Raw genomic sequence first — 19,232 nt, forward strand, 5'->3', positions numbered from 1 at the left:
ACAATGCGATTACACAGAAACTTATGCTTTGCAGTTATTGATGGTTTACATAAAATCTTTAATGAAGGTGAATATGCAGATAAAGTAATTCAACAACTTTTAAAGTGGGATAAACGTTGGGGAAGTAGAGATAGAGGTTTTGTTGCAGAGACAGTGTACGAAATAGTAAGATATCAAAGGCTTTATGCAGAAATAGCCAATGTAAAAACACCATACGACAGAGATAATCTCTGGAGAATCTTCGCTGTATGGGCAACTTTAAAAGGTTTAAAATTACCTGATTGGAAATATTTTACGGACACTCCGACTCGAAAAATAAAAGGTCGCTTTGATGAACTTTCAAAAATTAGAAAATTTAAGGAATCTATACCAGATTGGATTGATGAATTAGGTGTAAAGGAACTAGGTGAAACGGAGTGGACCAAAGAAATGGCCAAACAAAATGAACAGGCAGATGTTATTCTTAGAGTCAATACCTTAAAAACAAACAAAAAAGATTTACAACTTAAGTTGCAATCTGAAGATATTGAAACTGAATTCCTTCCAAATCATCCCTCTGCTTTGAAGTTAATAGAGCGTGCAAATGTATTTATGACACAAGCTTTTAAAGACGGCTGGTTTGAAGTACAAGATGCTTCATCTCAACTAGTTGCAGATTTCTTAGATGTTAAACCAGGCATGAAAGTTGTAGATGTATGTGCAGGTGCAGGCGGTAAAAGCCTGCATTTAGCATCGCTTATGGAAAACAAGGGTCAGATAATTGCTATGGATATTTACGAAAGTAAATTAAAGAAACTCAAAATTAGAGCACGCAGAAATGGAGTTCATAATATTGAGATGAAGGTAATTGATTCTACAAAACCAATTAAAAAATTACATGGTAAAGCAGATCGTTTATTAATTGACGCACCATGCTCTGGATTAGGGGTTTTAAGACGTAATCCAGATGCTAAGTGGAAATTACAACCAGAATTTGTAGAAAACATAAAGAATACACAGGCTGAAATTTTACAGCAGTATTCAAAAATTGTGAAACCTGGTGGTAAAATGGTATATGCAACGTGTTCTGTGTTGCCGTCAGAAAATCAAAATCAAGTTGATAATTTCTTAACATCAGATGCGGGAAAAGATTTTACTTTTGTTAAGGATAAAAAAATATTAGCTTATAAATCTGGCTTTGACGGTTTTTATATGGCGTTATTAGAGAAAAACAACCCAAATCAGAAATAGATTATATAGATTATGAAACACCTTTACATTCTTTTCTTTTTAATTACAAGTATTTCCTTTGCACAGATTCCAGCTAATTATTATGACAGTGCCAATGGACTAACTGGTTACACCCTAAAATCTGAATTAAAAAATATTGTTACTGCCGGACATATTACAAGAGATTATAACCAATTATATGACGGTAATGGTATTACAGGTTCAAATGGTTATGTAGATACGCATTCAGATATCAATGTTTCTTCAGGTAATAATTATGAAAATGATGGTACCATCTTAGATTTTTACTCAGAAAACCCTAGTGGCACAGACCCATATAATTACACCCATGGCAACAATCAATGTGGAAATCAAAGTGCTGAAGGCGATTGTTACAATAGAGAACATCTTGTACCACAATCATCATATAATGAGGCTCTACCTATGCGAACCGATATACACCATGTCATACCCACAGATGGTCGCGTAAATAACTTTAGAGGTTCTTTACCATTCGGAATCGTGGATGATAGCGATCCTGATTTATGGGTGTCTTTAAATGGATCTAAAAGAGGTGATAGCGACATAACTGGTTATTCTGGTGATATGTTTGAGCCTATCGACGAATTTAAAGGCGATATTGCTAGAGCACTGCTCTACTTTGCAGTACGATACGAAGACACAGTGGATGGCTATACGAGTTTTGATATGTTTAATGGTACCAATGATGAAGTTTTCTTTCCTTGGGCGATAGATATACTTTTAGATTGGCACAATAATATTGATCCTGTAGATCAACGCGAGATAGATAGAAATAATGAAGCTTACAATTTTCAAGGCAATGCAAATCCGTTTGTCGATCACCCAGAGTATGCTTCAATAATTTGGAATCCGACCGCAGATACCGAAGCACCAACTGCACCAACAAATTTAATAGCTTCAAATCCAACTTTAAGTACTATTGACTTAACTTGGACTGCATCAACAGATAATGTTGGAGTCACAGAATATGATATCTATGTAGGTGTTGCTTATATAGAGAGCACCCCTAATACAAGTCTTACAGTAACCGGATTAGCCGCAAACACTGAATTTTGTTTTAATGTTTTTGCTAGAGATGGCGCTTTAAATACCTCAACCTCAAGCAATATATCTTGTGAGACAACGGAAGAAGGTACTGCAACGCCAGACGAATTATTTATCTCAGAGTACACAGAAAGTGGGAATAATAAAGCACTAGAAATAGCGAACTTCACAGGTACATCTGTAAACCTAAGTGCATATTCTATTGCTAGGGATGTAAATAGCGGTGGCGCTTTTGGAACAGCACTTCAATTAACTGGTACAATAACAGATGGAGATGTATTTGTTGTGGCTAAAAGTAATGCCTCTGCAGGAATCCTAGCAGTTGCAGATCAAACATCAAGTGCTGATGCTGTACTTTTTAATGGAAACGACCCAGTAGGTTTGTTCAAAAACGGAACGCTTATCGATATTTTTGGAAATTTTGGTGGTAGTAATGATTTTGAAGATGTTACCTACAGAAGAAAACCAACAGTTGCTGGTCCGACAACAGCATTTAATTTGGCAGGTGAGTGGGATATGTATCCAGAAAATAATATTGATGATTTAGGAAGTCACACGCAAACATTAAGTATTGAAACATTTACAAATAATAGTTTCAGAATTTTTCCGAATCCCGTAAAAAATGTTTTAAATATTGGTTTAGAAACAAACCAAGCTACTAAAATTGAGATTTACGACATTCTTGGTAAACAAGTATTTAGTACCGTTATTTATAATTCAGAGAGGTTGAATTTACAACAACTTAAAAGTGGTATATACATATTAAAACTTACACAAGATAACTCAAGTATAAGTAAACGCTTAATAAAAAAATAAGAATAGAATTGAAGACAAAAAAAGCAACCTTAGAACGGTTGCTTTTTTTGTTTAAAACATGTTGAATACTTAAGCATTTCAAATTGTTTTTTTATCCAGTATATTGTAAAATCAATTAACTTTGTGTTTTTATTTTTCACACCAAAACACAAGACATAAATGATTCATTTCTTTGGAAACCAAAACAGTAAAATTTTTGCTGTTCAAGCCACAAAAGAATTGTCAACTGAAACCATAGCTAAATTAGTATGGCTATTTGGCGACCAACCTAAAATAGAACAAGCATCAATAGATGCTTTTTTTGTTGGTCCAAGAAGCGCGATGATAACGCCTTGGAGTACAAATGCTGTTGAAATTACCCAGAATATGGGTATAGATGGTATCGTTAGGATTGAAGAGTTTATGACGTCAATTGAGAAATTCAAGGATTATGACCCGATGATATCCGAAAAATACAAAGGATTAAATCAAGATATTTTCACAATAGATATTCAACCAGAAGCCGTTAAAAATATTGAGGATATTGAGGCCTATAATCAAAAAGAAGGTTTAGCGCTGAGTAAAGATGAAGTTGAATATTTAGAAGGTGTATCAAAAAAGATTGGTCGTCCATTAACAGACTCTGAGGTATTTGGGTTTTCACAAGTAAATTCAGAACACTGTAGACATAAAATATTCAATGGCACATTTGTCATTGATGGCGAAGAAATGCCAACTTCACTATTTAAACTTATTAAAAAGACTTCAGAAAAACATCCTAATGATATTGTCTCGGCCTACAAAGACAACGTTGCATTTATTAAAGGACCAGTAGTTGAACAGTTTGCTCCAAAACGAGCAGATATTCCAGATTACTATACAACTGAAGATTTCGAATCTGTTATTTCTATAAAAGCAGAAACACATAACTTCCCTACTACGGTCGAACCTTTTAATGGAGCAGCAACCGGTTCTGGTGGAGAAATTAGAGATAGGCTTGCTGGTGGTAAAGGCTCAATACCTTTAGCCGGAACAGCAGTATATATGACTTCTTACTCGAGACTTGAAGAAGAACGTCCTTGGGAAAAAGCGTTCCCAGAACGTAAATGGTTGTACCAAACACCTATGGATATTCTAATTAAGGCAAGTAATGGTGCGTCAGATTTTGGGAATAAATTCGGGCAACCTTTAATCTGCGGTTCTGTATTAACGTTTGAACATCAAGAACAAACGGATAGACTTGGGTTTGATAAAGTAATTATGCTTGCAGGAGGAATTGGTTATGGGAAAAAAGACCAAGCACTTAAAGACACTCCTAAAACAGGTGATAAAATCGTAATACTTGGAGGAGATAACTACCGTATTGGTATGGGAGGAGCGGCCGTATCCTCTGCAGATACTGGTGAATTTGAATCAGGTATAGAACTTAACGCAGTGCAACGTTCTAATCCAGAAATGCAGAAACGGGCTGCCAATGCCGTAAGAGGTATGGTAGAAAGTGAAGAAAATTATATTGTCTCGATTCATGATCATGGTGCTGGAGGCCATTTAAATTGTTTGTCAGAATTAGTTGAAGATACTGGTGGTCACATAGACCTAGACAAATTACCAATTGGTGACCCAACCCTTTCCGCAAAAGAAATTATAGGAAATGAGTCACAAGAACGTATGGGCTTAGTGATTTCAGAAGAACATCTCAACGTTTTACACAAAATAGCCGATAGGGAACGTTCTCCTATTTATGATGTTGGTGATGTTACTGGTAATGATCGTTTCACTTTTCAATCTAAAACCAAAGGTGATAAGCCAATGGACTTAGCATTAGAGGATATGTTTGGTAGTTCGCCAAAAACTATTCTTACTGATACCAAGCTTGAAAAACAATACTCAGGGATTTCATATGACACCAACAGTATTTATGATTATTTAGATCAAGTTTTACAATTAGAAGCTGTAGCATGTAAAGATTGGTTAACAAACAAAGTAGATCGTTGTGTTGGTGGCAAAGTAGCCAAACAACAATGTGTCGGCCCTTTACAATTACCACTTAATAATGTTGGTGTAATGGCCTTAGATTATAAGGGTAAGGAAGGTATTGCTACATCGATAGGCCACTCACCTATTTCAGGTTTAATTAATCCAGAAGCTGGTAGTAGAAATTCAATTACAGAATCGCTAACAAATATTATTTGGGCGCCACTAAAGGATGGACTTAAAAGTGTGTCATTGTCTGCCAATTGGATGTGGCCATGTAAAAACGAAGGTGAAGATGCAAGGTTATACGAAGCAGTTAAAGCGGTTTCTGATTTTGCAATTGATTTAGGTATCAATGTACCAACTGGAAAGGACTCACTATCGATGAAGCAAAAGTATCCCGAAGGTGATGTTATTGCACCGGGAACCGTAATTATTTCAGCAGCAGGAAACTGCAACGATATTACAAAGGTCGTAGAACCTGTATTTCAAAAGAATAAAGGAAGTATTTATTACATCAATATATCCAAAGATACTTACAAATTAGGTGGTAGCTCTTTTGCTCAGATAAATAACAAAATTGGTAATAATACACCTAATGTAAGAGACGTCAATTATGTCAAGACTGTATTTAATATAATTCAAAGCCTAATTAAGGAAAATAAAATTGTTGCAGGACACGATGTTGCTTCGGGAGGTTTAATTACCACCTTATTAGAAATGTGCTTTGCTACCAATAATCTGGGTGCAGAAATAGATCTCACAGATCTTGGTGAAAAAGACACATTCAAAGTGCTTTTTGCTGAGAATGCAAGTATAGTTATCCAGTCTGAAGATGATTCAATAGAAACAGAATTATCTAATGCTAATATTGAATATCATAAAATTGGTGAAGTCACAGAAAGTGATGTATTAGGTGTTATAAACAATAACCAAGTTTATACGATGACAGTATCTCGCTTAAGAGATATTTGGTATAAAACGTCGTATTTACTGGACCAAAAACAAACGGCTAATGACCTTGCCACAGATCGTTATAACAACTATAAAAATCAACCACTTACATATAATTTCCCGAGTCATTTTACTGGCCAATTGCCTAAATTAAATTCTAAACAATCTCGTCCTAAAGCAGCCATATTAAGAGAAAAAGGGAGTAACTCAGAACGAGAAATGGCAAATGCTATGTATTTAGCCGGATTTGACGTTAAGGACGTTCACATGACCGATTTAATCTCAGGACGTGAAAACTTAGAAGATATTCAGTTCTTAGGTGCTGTTGGTGGTTTTAGCAACAGTGATGTGCTTGGTTCTGCAAAAGGATGGGCTGGTGCCATAAAATATAATGAACAAGCCAATAGAGTCATTCAAAATTTCTTTGATAGAGAGGATACGTTATCTGTAGGTATCTGTAATGGATGTCAGTTATTTATGGAACTCGAAGAGATTTATCCAGACCATGAAGTTCATGGTAAAATGGTGCATAATGATTCGCACAAACACGAAAGTAGTTTTACATCAGTAAAAATTCAAGATAATAATTCTGTAATGCTTTCAACTTTGAGCGGTTCTACTCTTGGTGTTTGGATATCTCACGGTGAAGGTAAATTTGATTTACCATATTCTGAGGATAAATACCATATTGTGGCTAAATACGGTTATGAAGGTTATCCAGCAAATCCAAATGGATCTGATTTTAATGCGGCTATGATGTGCGACAAAACAGGCAGACATTTAGTTACAATGCCACATATTGAACGTTCAACATTTCAATGGAATTGGGCACATTATCCTAATGAGCGACAAGACGAAGTTTCTCCATGGCTAGAAGCATTTGTAAATGCCAGAAACTGGATTGAAAACCTTAATAAATAGAGTTTCAATCTTTAGCATTTTGCTACTTAAATTGTTTTGTAAACATCATAATTTTACTTACTTTTAGTAGGTAAACTTATGCTATTAGATCCTAAAATTCCAGAAGGAAATCTCGAGAAAAAATGGAGCAACTATCAGTTGAAATCCCAACTGATTAATCCTGCAAACAAGAAAAAACTAAGTGTTATTGTTGTCGGTTCTGGATTAAGTGGTGCTGGTACTGCAGCCACTTTGGCAGAATTAGGCTATGACATTAAATGTTTCTGCTATCAAGATTCTGCCAGACGAGCCCATTCCGTTGCTGCCCAAGGTGGTATTAACGCTGCGAAAAACTATCAGCATGATGGTGACAGTGTATACCGTATGTTTTATGATACTTTAAAAGGTGGTGATTTTAGATCTAGGGAGGCGAATACCTATCGGCTTGCGGAGTTATCTGCACCTCTAATTGATCACTTTGTTCAACAAGGTGTGCCTTTTGCCAGAGAATATGGTGGTACCTTGATAAATCGAAGTTTTGGAGGCGTACAGGTACAACGCACTTTTTATGCGCGCGGCCAAACTGGGCAACAATTGTTACTTGCAGCCTATTCACAACTTTACAAAATGATTCGTGCTAAAAAGGTTGAGATGTTTCCGCGAAGTGAAATGCTAGACCTAGTCGTAATAGATGGTAAAGCCAAGGGTATTATTGTGCGCAATTTAGTTACAGGTAAATTAGAGCGATATGCTGCCGATGCAGTGGTCTTAGCCACTGGTGGGTACTCTAGAGTTTTTCGTTTGTCTACTTTGGCTATTGGCTGTAATGGAAGTGCTATTTGGAAAGCTCATAAAAAAGGAGCCTTCTTTGCAGCACCAAGTTTTACACAAATTCATCCAACAGCATTACCTCAATCCAGTGAAGCTCAGTCTAAATTGACCTTAATGTCAGAATCGTTACGAAATGACGGTCGTATATGGGTACCAAAACAAAAGAACGATACACGAAAACCAAAAGATATTGCAGAGGACGAACGTGATTATTATCTAGAACGACGATATCCTAGTTTTGGGAACCTTGCGCCACGAGATATTGCATCAAGAGCTGCGAAGGAACGTATTGATGCTGGTTTTGGTGTAGGTAGACTTAAAAATGCAGTGTATTTAGACTTTAAACATGCCATTGAAAAGTTTGGCCTCGAAACCATAAAAGATCGTTACGGTAATCTTTTTAAAATGTATAAAAAAATAACAGGTATAGATGCCTATACAACACCAATGTTAATATCACCAGCGGCACATTTTTCGATGGGCGGACTTTGGGTAGATTATGAACTAATGACAACGATACCTGGCTTATATGCAGTTGGTGAATGTAATTTTTCTGATCATGGTGCCAACAGATTAGGTGCCAATTCATTATTACAAGCAAGTGTTGATGGTTATTTTATATTACCAAATACGATAAACAACTATTTGGCAAATGAAATTACAGCGGATCATCCGACAACAGAACATCCAGAGTTTGAAAAGGCAGAAAACAATGCACAAGATCACATTAATAAGATTCTTTCAATAAACGGAATAAAAACGGTTGACCATTTTCACAGGGAACTTGGTAAAATAATGTGGCAAGAATGTGCTATGAGTCGCAATAAGGTTGGTCTTGAAAAGGCCATATCCCAAATCGAATTATTGAAAGAAGAATTTTGGAATGACGTAAAAGTTACTGGCGACCAAAATGAAATGAATACAGAATTAGAAAAAGCGTATCGTTTAGCAGACTTTATTGAATTAGGCATTTTAATGTGTAGAGATGCGCTTCAACGCGAGGAATCATGTGGTGCTCATTTTAGAGAAGAGTTTCAAACTAGTGAAGGTGAAGCACTTCGAGTTGATGACAAATATTCTTTTGTCTCAGCTTGGGAATTTGATAATGGAGATTTTAAATTACATAAAGAACATTTAGAATTTGAATTTGTAAAACCTTCGGTACGAAGCTATAAATAGAAATTTCAATGAAAGTAACATTCAATATATGGAGACAGGATAATCCAAATGTAAAAGGCGGATTTAAATCCTATGAAGTTGAAGGGCTTACAGAAGATATGTCTTTTTTAGAAGCTTTGGATCATTTAAATGAAATGCTTGTTCTAAAGGACGAAAAAGTGATTGCCTATGAATATGACTGTCGCGAGGGAATATGTGGCCAGTGTGGTGTATTTATTAATGGACGTGCCCATGGACCGCATGATCATATGACGACTTGCCAACTACATATGCGGAGTTTTAAGGATGGTGACACTATAATGGTTGAGCCATGGCGCGCATCAGCTTTTCCTATAATTAAAGATCTTGTCGTAGATCGATCGGCTTTTGATCGTATTATTGAAGCTGGAGCCTATATAAGTTCTAAGACTGGTACTGCGCCTGAAGCTAATGCCATTCCAATACCAAAGGAAATAGCCGACAAGGCGATGGATGCGGCAGCATGTATTGGTTGCGGTGCATGCGTTGCTTCATGCAAAAATTCGTCAGCCATGCTTTTTACTTCCGCAAAGATTAACCATTTGAACAGTTTACCACAAGGTAAGGCCGAATCTTCTAAACGCCTTAATCAAATGACCTATCAAATGGATTTGGAAGGCTTTGGAAATTGTACAAATACAGGTGCTTGCGAAGTAGAATGTCCTGAAGGTATTTCAATCAAAAATATTGCTGAGATGAATTCTAGTTGGATGCGAATGAAATTATTCGACTAGTTAGTCCAATTTAGATCTAAACACAAATTGGAATTATTCCTTAAATTAAAAAGCCTGAAGATAAATCTTCAGGCTTTTTGGAACCAAAAAATATTTACATCGTTGTTTTAATAGCTGCTTGTGCAGATACTAACCTTGCGATTGGAACTCTATAAGGTGAACAACTAACGTAATCCATTCCTGTATTATAACAGAACTCAATTGAACTTGGTTCTCCACCGTGCTCACCACAAATACCTACTTTCAAATTAGGCTTTGTAGCTCTACCTCTCTGTGTACCTAATTTTATTAATTGACCAACACCTTCTTGATCAATTACTTCAAAAGGATCCACTTTTAAAATACCTTTTTTAATATAAATTGGTAAGAACTTACCAGCATCATCTCGCGAATAACCATATGTCATTTGTGTTAAATCATTTGTACCAAATGAGAAGAAATCAGCTTTCTCTGCTATAAGATCAGCAATTAATGCGGCTCTTGGCACTTCTATCATCGTACCTACTAGATATTCTATTTTATCATTACGTTCTTCAAAAATTGTATTAGCTGTGCGTCTTACAATCTCATCTTGAACTTCAAATTCTCTAACTGTTCCAACTAAAGGAATCATTATTTCTGGTTTACAAATAATACCTCTTTCCTTTAAATTAAGGGCCGCTTCAATTATGGCTCTAGTTTGCATTTCTGTAATTTCTGGATAGGTATTACCCAATCTACAACCTCTATGACCAAGCATTGGGTTAAATTCTTCCAGTTCGGCTACCTTATTCTTAACCGCTTGAAGTGAGATATGCATATCTTCAGCCAATTCTTTTTGAGTAGCCAATTGGTGTGGTACAAACTCATGTAAAGGTGGATCTAGTAGTCGTATTGTTACGGATTGTCCTTGCATGGCTTCAAAAATCCCTTCGAAATCAGCGCGTTGCATTGGCAGTAAATCTTCTAATGCATGCTTACGACCTTTAATAGTATTGGCTAAAATCATTTCACGCATAGCTTTAATTCTATCAACCTCAAAGAACATATGCTCAGTTCTTGTTAATCCAATACCTTGAGCTCCAAATCCACGTGCAACCTTTGCATCCTTAGGTGTATCTGCATTTGTACGCACTTTAATTTTTCCATATTTAACAGCTAATTCCATTAGTTCTGCGAACTCACCACTAAGCTCTGGCTCCATTGTTGCGACTTTACCTTCAATAATATTACCGGTTGAGCCATTTAATGAAATCCAATCACCATCATGAAATTCATGGTCTCCAACAGTTAAAGTCCTTTTCTTGTAGTTAATATTAAGAGCTCCAGCCCCAGATATACAGCATTTACCCATACCTCTAGCTACAACAGCCGCATGCGATGTCATACCTCCACGTGCAGTTAAAATACCTTTGGCAATATTCATACCTTCTAAATCCTCAGGCGAAGTTTCAATACGCACTAAAATACTATGTTTATACTTGTGGGCTTCATCTGCAAAAAATACGATTTTACCTGTTGCGGCTCCCGGAGATGCAGGTAAACCTTGTGCAATGATGTTAGAACGTTTTAATGCATTTGTATCGAAAATAGGGTGCAATAATTCATCAAGTTTATTAGGCTCAATTAGTAACAATGCCTCTTTTTCGTTAATCATACCTTCTTTAAGCAAATCCATCGCAATTTTAACAGTAGCGGCTCCAGTTCGCTTTCCATTTCTAGTCTGAAGAATCCAAAGCTTACCATCTTGTATGGTGAACTCCATATCTTGCATATCACGATAATGCTTTTCTAAAATATCCTGATATTCGTTTAATTCGTTAAAAATCGATGGCATTAATTCTTCTAGTGAAGGATAATTTTCTAATCGATCTGCTTCTTCTATCTTAGCCAATTCAGCCCAACGTTGAGAACCTAATTTTGTTATTTGTTGAGGTGTACGAACACCAGCAACCACATCTTCTCCTTGTGCATTTATTAAGTATTCACCATTAAATACATTTTCTCCAGTACCAGCATCGCGAGTAAAACATACACCTGTACCAGAATTAGTACCCATATTACCATAAACCATGGCTTGAACATTTACTGCTGTTCCCCAATCTGCAGGATAACCATTCATATTACGATAGTACACTGCTCTATCACCATTCCAACTATTAAAAACAGCCATTATAGCACCCCAAAGTTGATCCCATGGATTAGTTGGGAAATCTTGACCAGTTCTCTTTTTTACAGCATCTTTAAAATCATAGACTAAATCTTGTAAATCTTGAATGGTAAAGTCAGTATCTAATTCAATACCACGTTTATGCTTAAGGTGCTCCATTATTTCTTCAAAAGGATCTATATCATCCTTTGATTCTGGTTTCATACCTAATACAACACCACCATACATTTGTATAAAACGACGATAGGAATCCCATGCAAATTGTTCATTGTTGGTTCGTTTAACTAAACCAAGAACAACCTCATCATTCATACCAAGATTCAATACAGTATCCATCATTCCTGGCATAGATACTCTTGCACCAGATCTAACAGAGATTAAAAGCGGATTCTCTTTATCTCCAAATGTTGTTCCCATTTGGGATTCTATATTCGCTATTGATTGCTCAACTTCTTCCTTTATGAATTCAATTACGGCTTCCCTACCTAATTCATTGTATTCAGTACATACTTCAGTTGTAATTGTAAATCCAGGTGGAACAGGAATTCCGATAGCGCTCATTTCTGCTAAATTTGCACCCTTACCACCCAACAAATTTTTCATTTTACTATTTCCGTCTGCAGTTTTGTTTCCAAATCTGTATACTCGAGTTTTTAACCCTTCTAGTACTTCCATTTTATATATATTTTTTGATTCTTTTTCGTTATTAAAAGATGACATAAAAGTAGTTCTAATGCCCTAAAATTTACATGATAAATATCATCTAATTACAAAAGTTTAATATTGAATATGAGATATTTACGTTAAATCATCTTAACAAATAAATAATGTTTTAATTATGATACCGCAGTAGAACTCTTCATTTTATTATAAGCCTTATTTACAGAGCGTTTCATTAATAATGAGACAATAAATGCAATAACAAATAGACCACTAAACACTTTGAGTGTAATGTCTAACGACCCTGTTGTATTTTTCACAACGTCATATATTGTAGGTCCAATGACACCAGCTAGTCCCCAACCTGCCAACACCATTCCGTGGATCGCTCCTAATTGTTTTGTGCCGAATAAATCACCTAAGAAGGCTGGCAGCGTTGCGAATCCTCCACCATACATTGTTATGACTGTAAATAGAATAATTAGAAAAACGATTTCAATTGTTATTTCCGGTAAGAAATAAAATGCCAAGATTTGGAATATAAAAAATATAATATAAGTATTAGGTCTACCTAAGTAATCTGATAGTCCAGACCAAATTATTCTACCTAAACCATTAAAAACACCTATTAACCCTACAACTGCAGCAGCTTGCATTGGCGTATAACTTAATTTCTCTTGCATCATAGGACTTGCGGCCGCAATTATAGCAATACCACATGTTATATTTATAAACATCATTAACCAGATGTAAATAAAGCGCGATGACTTTAAAGCTTCCTTAGCTGTGACATTAGAAATATCTGCCTTTACCGTTTTGTCTTGACCTACTTTAAATCCTTCTGGCATATAACCTTCTGGTGGTCGTTCAATATATCTTGAAGATGCAAGTATCAGTACCATATAAATTACACCCAATAAAAAGAAAGCATTTGCAACGCCAACAGTTTCAAAAAATGTTTGCATTACCGGCCCGAATATTAATGCTGAAAATCCAAATCCCATTATAGCCATTCCTGTTGCTAATCCTCTTTTATCTGGAAACCACTTTACTAATGTACTTACTGGCGTAATGTAACCCAATCCTAAACCTATACCTCCTATTACACCATAACAGAGGTAAAACAAAAACAAAGACTCCAATTGCACTGCCAAACCAGATCCTAGAATACCTAAACCATAAAAAATACCGGCTGTTGTACCACTAACTTTTGGTCCAACCTTTTCAACCCAAGGACCTAAAAAAGCGGCAGAAAAACCAAGTAATAATATGGCTATTTTAAATGCCCATTTAATTACACTCCCTTCTACATCAAAAATATCTTTTACTGGATTTGTAATTACAGAATAGGCATAAACCGAACCAATTGATATATGAATTCCCACTGCAGAAAGTGCAATTAACCAACGGTTTTTTAATTTTTGAGTATTCATATCTAATTAGTTTTTGTTTAAGTTATAATTATTTTAGTAATCAATTTACTACCACAGTTTTGAAGTAGGGCTTTAAAATTTCAACTGCATTTTCAATTTCTTCTTCTGTATTTTCTCTAGCATTTTTTAATTGATAATCCCAACCTAGAGCATCCCATTTATGAACACCTAGTTTATGGTAAGGTTGAATTTCGAGCTTTTCAATAGTATTATACTTTTTGAAGTAGTTACCCATTGATTCGAGTAATTCTGGCTGATCATTGAATCCTGGTATTAAGACATAGCGCAACCACATAGGTTTTTTAGAGGTTTCTCTATATTTTGAAAATTTAAAAGTGGTGTCTTTATTCTTCCTTCCCGTGATATATTGATAGCCTTCTTCAGTCATATGCTTAATATCAAGCATCACTAAATCCGTATACTCATCCATAAGCTCTTCTGCAAAATGATTTAATATTCTACCATTTGTATCTAAAGCTGTATGGATGCCTTCTTTTTTTAATCTTTTAAATAATGGAATAAGTGCTTTAGCTTGCAACAATGGTTCACCACCAGAGATTGTGACACCTCCATTTTTACCAAAGTATGGTTTCGATTTGAGAATTAAATTAATAAGTTCATCAACGTGGTATGGTTTACCACCTTCCATAGCTATAGTATCTGGATTATGACAATACAAACACTTTAGTTTACAGCCTTGTAGAAAAATGATAAACCGGACACCTGGACCATCATGGGTACCAAAAGACTCAATGGAGTGGACGTTTAATATGTTTTCTCGTGCTTTAATAACTGTTGAATTAAAAAAGCATCTGAAAGGAAATTTTTGATTTCAGATGCTTTTATGAATCTAATTACATCGTTTCATGGAACGATCTCGAAATTAACTCTAACTGTTGTTCTCTTGTTAGCCTAACAAAATTAACGGCATAACCTGAAACTCTGATAGTCAGTTGTGGGTATTCCTCTGGATGTTCCATGGCGTCGAGTAATGTCTCCTTATCTAATACATTAATGTTAACATGTTGCGCATTATTTTCAAAATAACCATCTAAAATTGAAGAAAGGTTTTCAACTCTAGTGTCAATATCTGTACCTAATGATTTTGGTACAATAGAAAATGTATTAGAAATGCCATCTTGTGCATCTTCATAATTAATTTTTGCAACTGAATTTAATGAAGCAGCTGCACCTAATTCATCACGTCCGTGCATTGGATTTGCACCTGGTGCAAATGGTACACCGTGGGCTCTACCATCTGGTGTTGCCCCAGTCTTTTTACCATAAACCACATTTGATGTAATGGTTAAAACAGATAATGTAGGTTCTGCATTTTTATAAACAGGAAACTGTTTTAACTCATGATTAAAATCTGCCACTGCTTGCACTGCCAGACAATCTACTCGGTCATCGTCGTTACCATACTTAGGGAATTCACCTTCAATTTTAAAATCAACAGTTAGGCCTTTTTTATTTCGGACAGGTTTTACCTTAGCGTACTTAATAGCTGATAATGAATCTGCTACAATAGACAAACCTGCAATACCATAGGCAATATTAACATGAGGATTAGTGTCTATTAATGCCATTTGTGCTTTTTCATAATAGTACTTATCGTGCATGTAATGAATAATATTCATGGCATCGCTATAAACTCTGGCGATTTCTTGCATCGCGATTTTGAAATTGGTCATAACCTTATCAAAATCTAAATATTCGTCCTTATCTTCAGGAACACCATCAAAAATTTGAACACCAGTTAACTCACATTTACCGCCGTTTAGTGCTAACAATAATGTTTTAGCTAAGTTCGTTCGAGCCCCAAAAAACTGAATTGCTTTCCCTAAATCTTGATGAGAAACACAGCAAGCAATACCATAATCATCACTGTAGCGTACTTCTCGCATTAATCTATCATTTTCAAACTGTAATGAGGATGTTTCTATAGCAACTTTTGCACAGAATTTTTTAAAGTTTTCCGGTAAATCATCAGACCACAAAACCGTCATATTTGGTTCTGGCGAAGAGCCTAAATTATAAAGTGTATTTAAGAAACGATAAGATGTTTTGGTAACTTTAGTTCTGTGGTCTGAGAACATACCACCTATGGCTTCCGTTACCCAAGTAGGGTCACCAGCAAAAAGTGTATTATAAGCTTTCATTCTTAAATGGCGAACCATTCTCAGTTTCATTACAAACTGATCGATATACTCCTGTGCTTCAACCTCTGAGATTATTCCTTCTTGTAAATCCTTTTCTATATAAATGTCTAAAAATGTAGAAACGTTGCCTAAAGACATTGCTGCGCCATCTTGCTCTTTAACGGCTGCTAAGTAAGCCATATAAGTCCATTGTACGGCTTCTTGTGCATTTTCTGCAGGCCTGCAAAGATTTAAATCGTACTTTTCGCCAAGACGTTTCATTGCGTTTAAAGCCTCTATTTGTTCAGATATTTCCTCGCGTAACCTAATAACCTCATCAGTCATCGGACCTGTAACATTTCTAAGGTCTTCTTTTTTCTTTTCAATCAAGAAATCCAATCCATATAATGCAATACGTCTGTAATCACCAATAATTCTACCTCTAGCATAATTGTCTGGTAATCCTGTTAGGATACCTAAAGAACGATACTTTTTAATCTCATCATTATAAGCATCAAAAACACCATCATTGTGTGTTTTTACATATTTAGAAAAAAGCTCAGTTAATTCTTTATTAGGTTCTAAACCATGTTCAGAAAGTGCCTTTTGTACTACCTTAAATCCACCAAATGGTTTCATAGCACGTTTAAGAAGTTCATCTGTTTGTAGACCAACTATAACTTCTTTGTCTTTATCTATATAACCTGCTTCAAAAGCATCGATTGTAGAAATTGTATTAGTATCTATTTTGCGGACACCATTGTTTGTATGTTCTTCTGACATAGCCTTTTTACATATGTCCCAAAGTTTCTCAGTTTTAGTAGTTGGGCCTTCCAAAAAATCAGCAGTACCATGATAAGGTGTGATGTTATTAAAAACAAAACTTCTCACATTTACTGTTGTTGTCCAAAGCCCACCTAAAAATTGTTTTACTTCCATAATATTATGGTATTTATATCTAAAAAAATTATGTTTTTTTACCACTGCAAAATTAGATATGAAATAAATCTATAATCCTGATTTTTATCATGTTTTATTTTTTAAAACCCTTATAAGTAAAGGGATTATCAGCGAAAACGATTGAAATAAGGGAACTCCAAACAATGATTATTTTGATATTTTTTGATTATTTTTTTGAATAGTAAAATTGAATATGGTTTTTAGTACGAAACGACCAAAAAAATAGGGATTAAGCAAAAATTTGTTAAAAAAAACGACCACAATGTTCATATAGTCATATTTATAGGATAGATTTTCATATTTTCGTAACATTCCAACTAATTATTTGCTTATACAATTATGATTGAAGTTAAACGCCTTTTTGATTTCCCTTATTACCAATTAGAAAATAAACCAAATGATTCTGCATTAGTTACTAAATACGATGGAAAATGGACACCTATGTCTACCAAAGAGTATTTGGACAAAGCCAATGCTGTAAGTAGAGCACTATTGAAATTAGGCGTTCAAAAAAATGATAAAATTGCTGTTATTTCATCCACGAACAGAACAGAATGGAATATCATGGACGTAGGGGTTTTACAAGTTGGTGCACAAAATATTCCTGTTTACCCAACTATAAGTTCTGAGGATTACGAATATGTGTTAAATCATAGTGAATCTATTTATTGTTTTGTTTCTGACAAAGAAGTTTTAGAAAAGGTCAATAAGATTAAAGACAGAACTAGCCTAAAGGAGGTCTATTGCTTTGATCATATTGAAGGCTGTAAGCACTATTCAGATTTATTTGAATTAGGTAAAGATGAAAGTACCCAAAATGAAGTTGAAGCTAGAAAAGATGAAGTTGATCCACAGGATTTGGCGACAATTATATACACATCTGGTACCACAGGAAGACCTAAAGGTGTTATGCTATCACATTGGAATATTACGAGCAATGTATTAGAAAGTTCTCCACGAGTACCACTACCTCCTACTGGAAAAACGCGAGTGTTGAGCTTTTTACCAATTTGTCACATTTTTGAACGCGTACTTATTTACGTATATCAATATGCAGGTACTTCGATATATTTTGCTGAAGGAATTGATAAAATTGGCGATAATGCGAAAGAGATTAAACCTCATTTAATGAGTGTTGTTCCAAGATTACTCGAAAAAGTTTTTGATAAAATAATGCTTAAAGGAGAAGATCTAACTGGTATAAAAAAGGCCTTATTCTTTTGGGCAGTACGTCTTGGTGAAAAGTGGGAACCATATGGTGCAAATGGAAGTTGGTACGAATTTAAATTGAAGATTGCCAATAAACTTATATTTAGTAAATGGCGAGAAGCTTTAGGTGGTGAATTAGGAACAATGGTTTCCGGTAGTGCTGCATTGCAGACAAGATTAGCTAGAGTATTTGGAGCAGCAGGAATGAAAGTAATGGAAGGATATGGTCTAACCGAAACCTCACCTGTTGTTTCAGTTGGAATGCTTGATGATAATCATTATAAAATTGGAACAGTAGGAAAACCTATAGATAATGTAGAAGTTAAAATTGCTGAAGACGGAGAGCTACTTATCAAAGGACCCAATGTGATGTTAGGCTACTATAAAGATCCTGAAAAAACAGCCAGTGTTATGACTAATGATTATTTCCATACAGGAGATAAAGGTGTAATTGATAAGGATGGTTTCTTAAAAATAACAGGACGTAAAAAAGAAATGTTTAAAACATCTGGAGGAAAATATGTTATTCCACCACTCCTAGAAAACGATATGAAACAATCTCTTTTTATAGAACAAATTATGGTGGTAGGTGAAGGAGAAAAAATGCCAGCAGCAATTATACAGCCAAACTTTGAATATATTAAAGATTGGATTGAAGATAATGATTATAAGATTGGATCCTCTAATGCTGAGATAGCCTCATCCTCCATTGTAATAGACCAAATACAAGAAGATATTACCAAGTATAATAAAAAGTTTGGAAAATGGGAACAAATCAAACGATTTGAACTTACACCAGATGTTTGGACTATCGACGATGGACACCTCACTCCTACCATGAAAATGAAACGAAGCGTCATTCGCAAAAAATATGACGATTTATACGAGAAAATCTATAGACCTTAGATAGTTACAAACTTCAAAAAAACATTTTAGACTTTCCCAATTTACTATGCGTGCATAATTTTTTTATTTTACTATGCGTGCATAGTATTTTTTT

Annotated in this window: 10 protein-coding genes; 6 read left to right on the forward strand and 4 right to left on the reverse strand. The window is 35.2% G+C overall.

From position 1 onward, the window contains the following. Positions 1 to 3 precede the first annotated feature (3 nt). The 5 genes from ACFWV9_RS06965 to ACFWV9_RS06985 all read left to right on the forward strand — a co-directional run bounded on the left by ACFWV9_RS06965 (position 4) and on the right by ACFWV9_RS06985 (position 9,680). Positions 4 to 1,230 (forward strand): RsmB/NOP family class I SAM-dependent RNA methyltransferase, encoded by a 1,227-nt coding sequence (locus ACFWV9_RS06965; protein ID WP_411894524.1) that lies wholly within the window; start codon positions 4 to 6, stop codon positions 1,228 to 1,230. A gap of 12 nt (positions 1,231 to 1,242) precedes the next feature. After that, a complete protein-coding gene (locus ACFWV9_RS06970; RefSeq protein ID WP_411894525.1) occupies positions 1,243 to 3,111 on the forward strand; it encodes an endonuclease in 1,869 nt (622 codons plus the stop codon). Positions 3,112 to 3,270: 159 nt separating this feature from the next. Continuing rightward, the gene (purL, locus tag ACFWV9_RS06975; protein WP_411894526.1) at positions 3,271 to 6,939 is read left to right on the forward strand and encodes a phosphoribosylformylglycinamidine synthase; all 3,669 of its coding nucleotides are present in this window, start codon (positions 3,271 to 3,273) and stop codon (positions 6,937 to 6,939) included. Positions 6,940 to 7,017: 78 nt separating this feature from the next. Beyond that, positions 7,018 to 8,928 (forward strand): fumarate reductase/succinate dehydrogenase flavoprotein subunit, encoded by a 1,911-nt coding sequence (locus ACFWV9_RS06980; RefSeq protein WP_411894527.1) that lies wholly within the window; start codon positions 7,018 to 7,020, stop codon positions 8,926 to 8,928. An 8-nt stretch (positions 8,929 to 8,936) separates the two neighbouring features. Beyond that, the gene (locus tag ACFWV9_RS06985) at positions 8,937 to 9,680 is read left to right on the forward strand and encodes a succinate dehydrogenase/fumarate reductase iron-sulfur subunit (RefSeq protein ID WP_411894528.1); all 744 of its coding nucleotides are present in this window, start codon (positions 8,937 to 8,939) and stop codon (positions 9,678 to 9,680) included. A gap of 94 nt (positions 9,681 to 9,774) precedes the next feature. On the opposite strand, the gene ppdK is transcribed toward ACFWV9_RS06985, so the two are convergent. From ppdK to pflB, 4 genes are all read right to left on the reverse strand, one after another. After that, positions 9,775 to 12,504, reverse strand: a complete 2,730-nt coding sequence (gene ppdK, locus ACFWV9_RS06990; protein WP_411894529.1) for a pyruvate, phosphate dikinase — start codon at positions 12,502 to 12,504, stop codon at positions 9,775 to 9,777. Between the two features lie 161 nt (positions 12,505 to 12,665). Further along, positions 12,666 to 13,922, reverse strand: a complete 1,257-nt coding sequence (locus tag ACFWV9_RS06995) for an OFA family MFS transporter (RefSeq protein WP_411894530.1) — start codon at positions 13,920 to 13,922, stop codon at positions 12,666 to 12,668. 40 nt (positions 13,923 to 13,962) lie between these two features. Further along, the gene (gene pflA, locus ACFWV9_RS07000) at positions 13,963 to 14,712 is read right to left on the reverse strand and encodes a pyruvate formate-lyase-activating protein (protein ID WP_411894786.1); all 750 of its coding nucleotides are present in this window, start codon (positions 14,710 to 14,712) and stop codon (positions 13,963 to 13,965) included. A gap of 64 nt (positions 14,713 to 14,776) precedes the next feature. After that, entirely contained in the window at positions 14,777 to 17,002 is a 2,226-nt protein-coding gene (pflB, locus tag ACFWV9_RS07005) for a formate C-acetyltransferase (RefSeq protein WP_411894531.1), read from the reverse strand. 360 nt (positions 17,003 to 17,362) lie between these two features. Between pflB and ACFWV9_RS07010 the strand changes: the two genes are divergently transcribed. Further along, positions 17,363 to 19,138: an AMP-dependent synthetase/ligase gene (locus tag ACFWV9_RS07010; protein ID WP_411894532.1), complete on the forward strand. Its 1,776-nt coding sequence runs from the start codon at positions 17,363 to 17,365 to the stop codon at positions 19,136 to 19,138. Positions 19,139 to 19,232 lie beyond the last annotated feature (94 nt).

This window comes from Winogradskyella sp. A2 (assembly GCF_046762865.1).
Classification (GTDB): domain Bacteria; phylum Bacteroidota; class Bacteroidia; order Flavobacteriales; family Flavobacteriaceae; genus Winogradskyella.

What these genes read in the sequence shown, in the direction of transcription:
- ACFWV9_RS06985 (WP_411894528.1), top strand. Translation starts at nt 8,937, where the DNA reads ATGAAAGTAACATTCAATATATGGAGACAGGATAATCCAAATGTAAAA.
- ppdK (WP_411894529.1), bottom strand. Translation starts at nt 12,504, where the DNA reads ATGGAAGTACTAGAAGGGTTAAAAACTCGAGTATACAGATTTGGAAAC.
- ACFWV9_RS06995 (WP_411894530.1), bottom strand. Translation starts at nt 13,922, where the DNA reads ATGAATACTCAAAAATTAAAAAACCGTTGGTTAATTGCACTTTCTGCA.
- purL (WP_411894526.1), top strand. Translation starts at nt 3,271, where the DNA reads ATGATTCATTTCTTTGGAAACCAAAACAGTAAAATTTTTGCTGTTCAA.
- ACFWV9_RS06970 (WP_411894525.1), top strand. Translation starts at nt 1,243, where the DNA reads ATGAAACACCTTTACATTCTTTTCTTTTTAATTACAAGTATTTCCTTT.
- ACFWV9_RS06980 (WP_411894527.1), top strand. Translation starts at nt 7,018, where the DNA reads ATGCTATTAGATCCTAAAATTCCAGAAGGAAATCTCGAGAAAAAATGG.
- ACFWV9_RS07010 (WP_411894532.1), top strand. Translation starts at nt 17,363, where the DNA reads ATGATTGAAGTTAAACGCCTTTTTGATTTCCCTTATTACCAATTAGAA.
- ACFWV9_RS06965 (WP_411894524.1), top strand. Translation starts at nt 4, where the DNA reads ATGCGATTACACAGAAACTTATGCTTTGCAGTTATTGATGGTTTACAT.
- pflB (WP_411894531.1), bottom strand. Translation starts at nt 17,002, where the DNA reads ATGGAAGTAAAACAATTTTTAGGTGGGCTTTGGACAACAACAGTAAAT.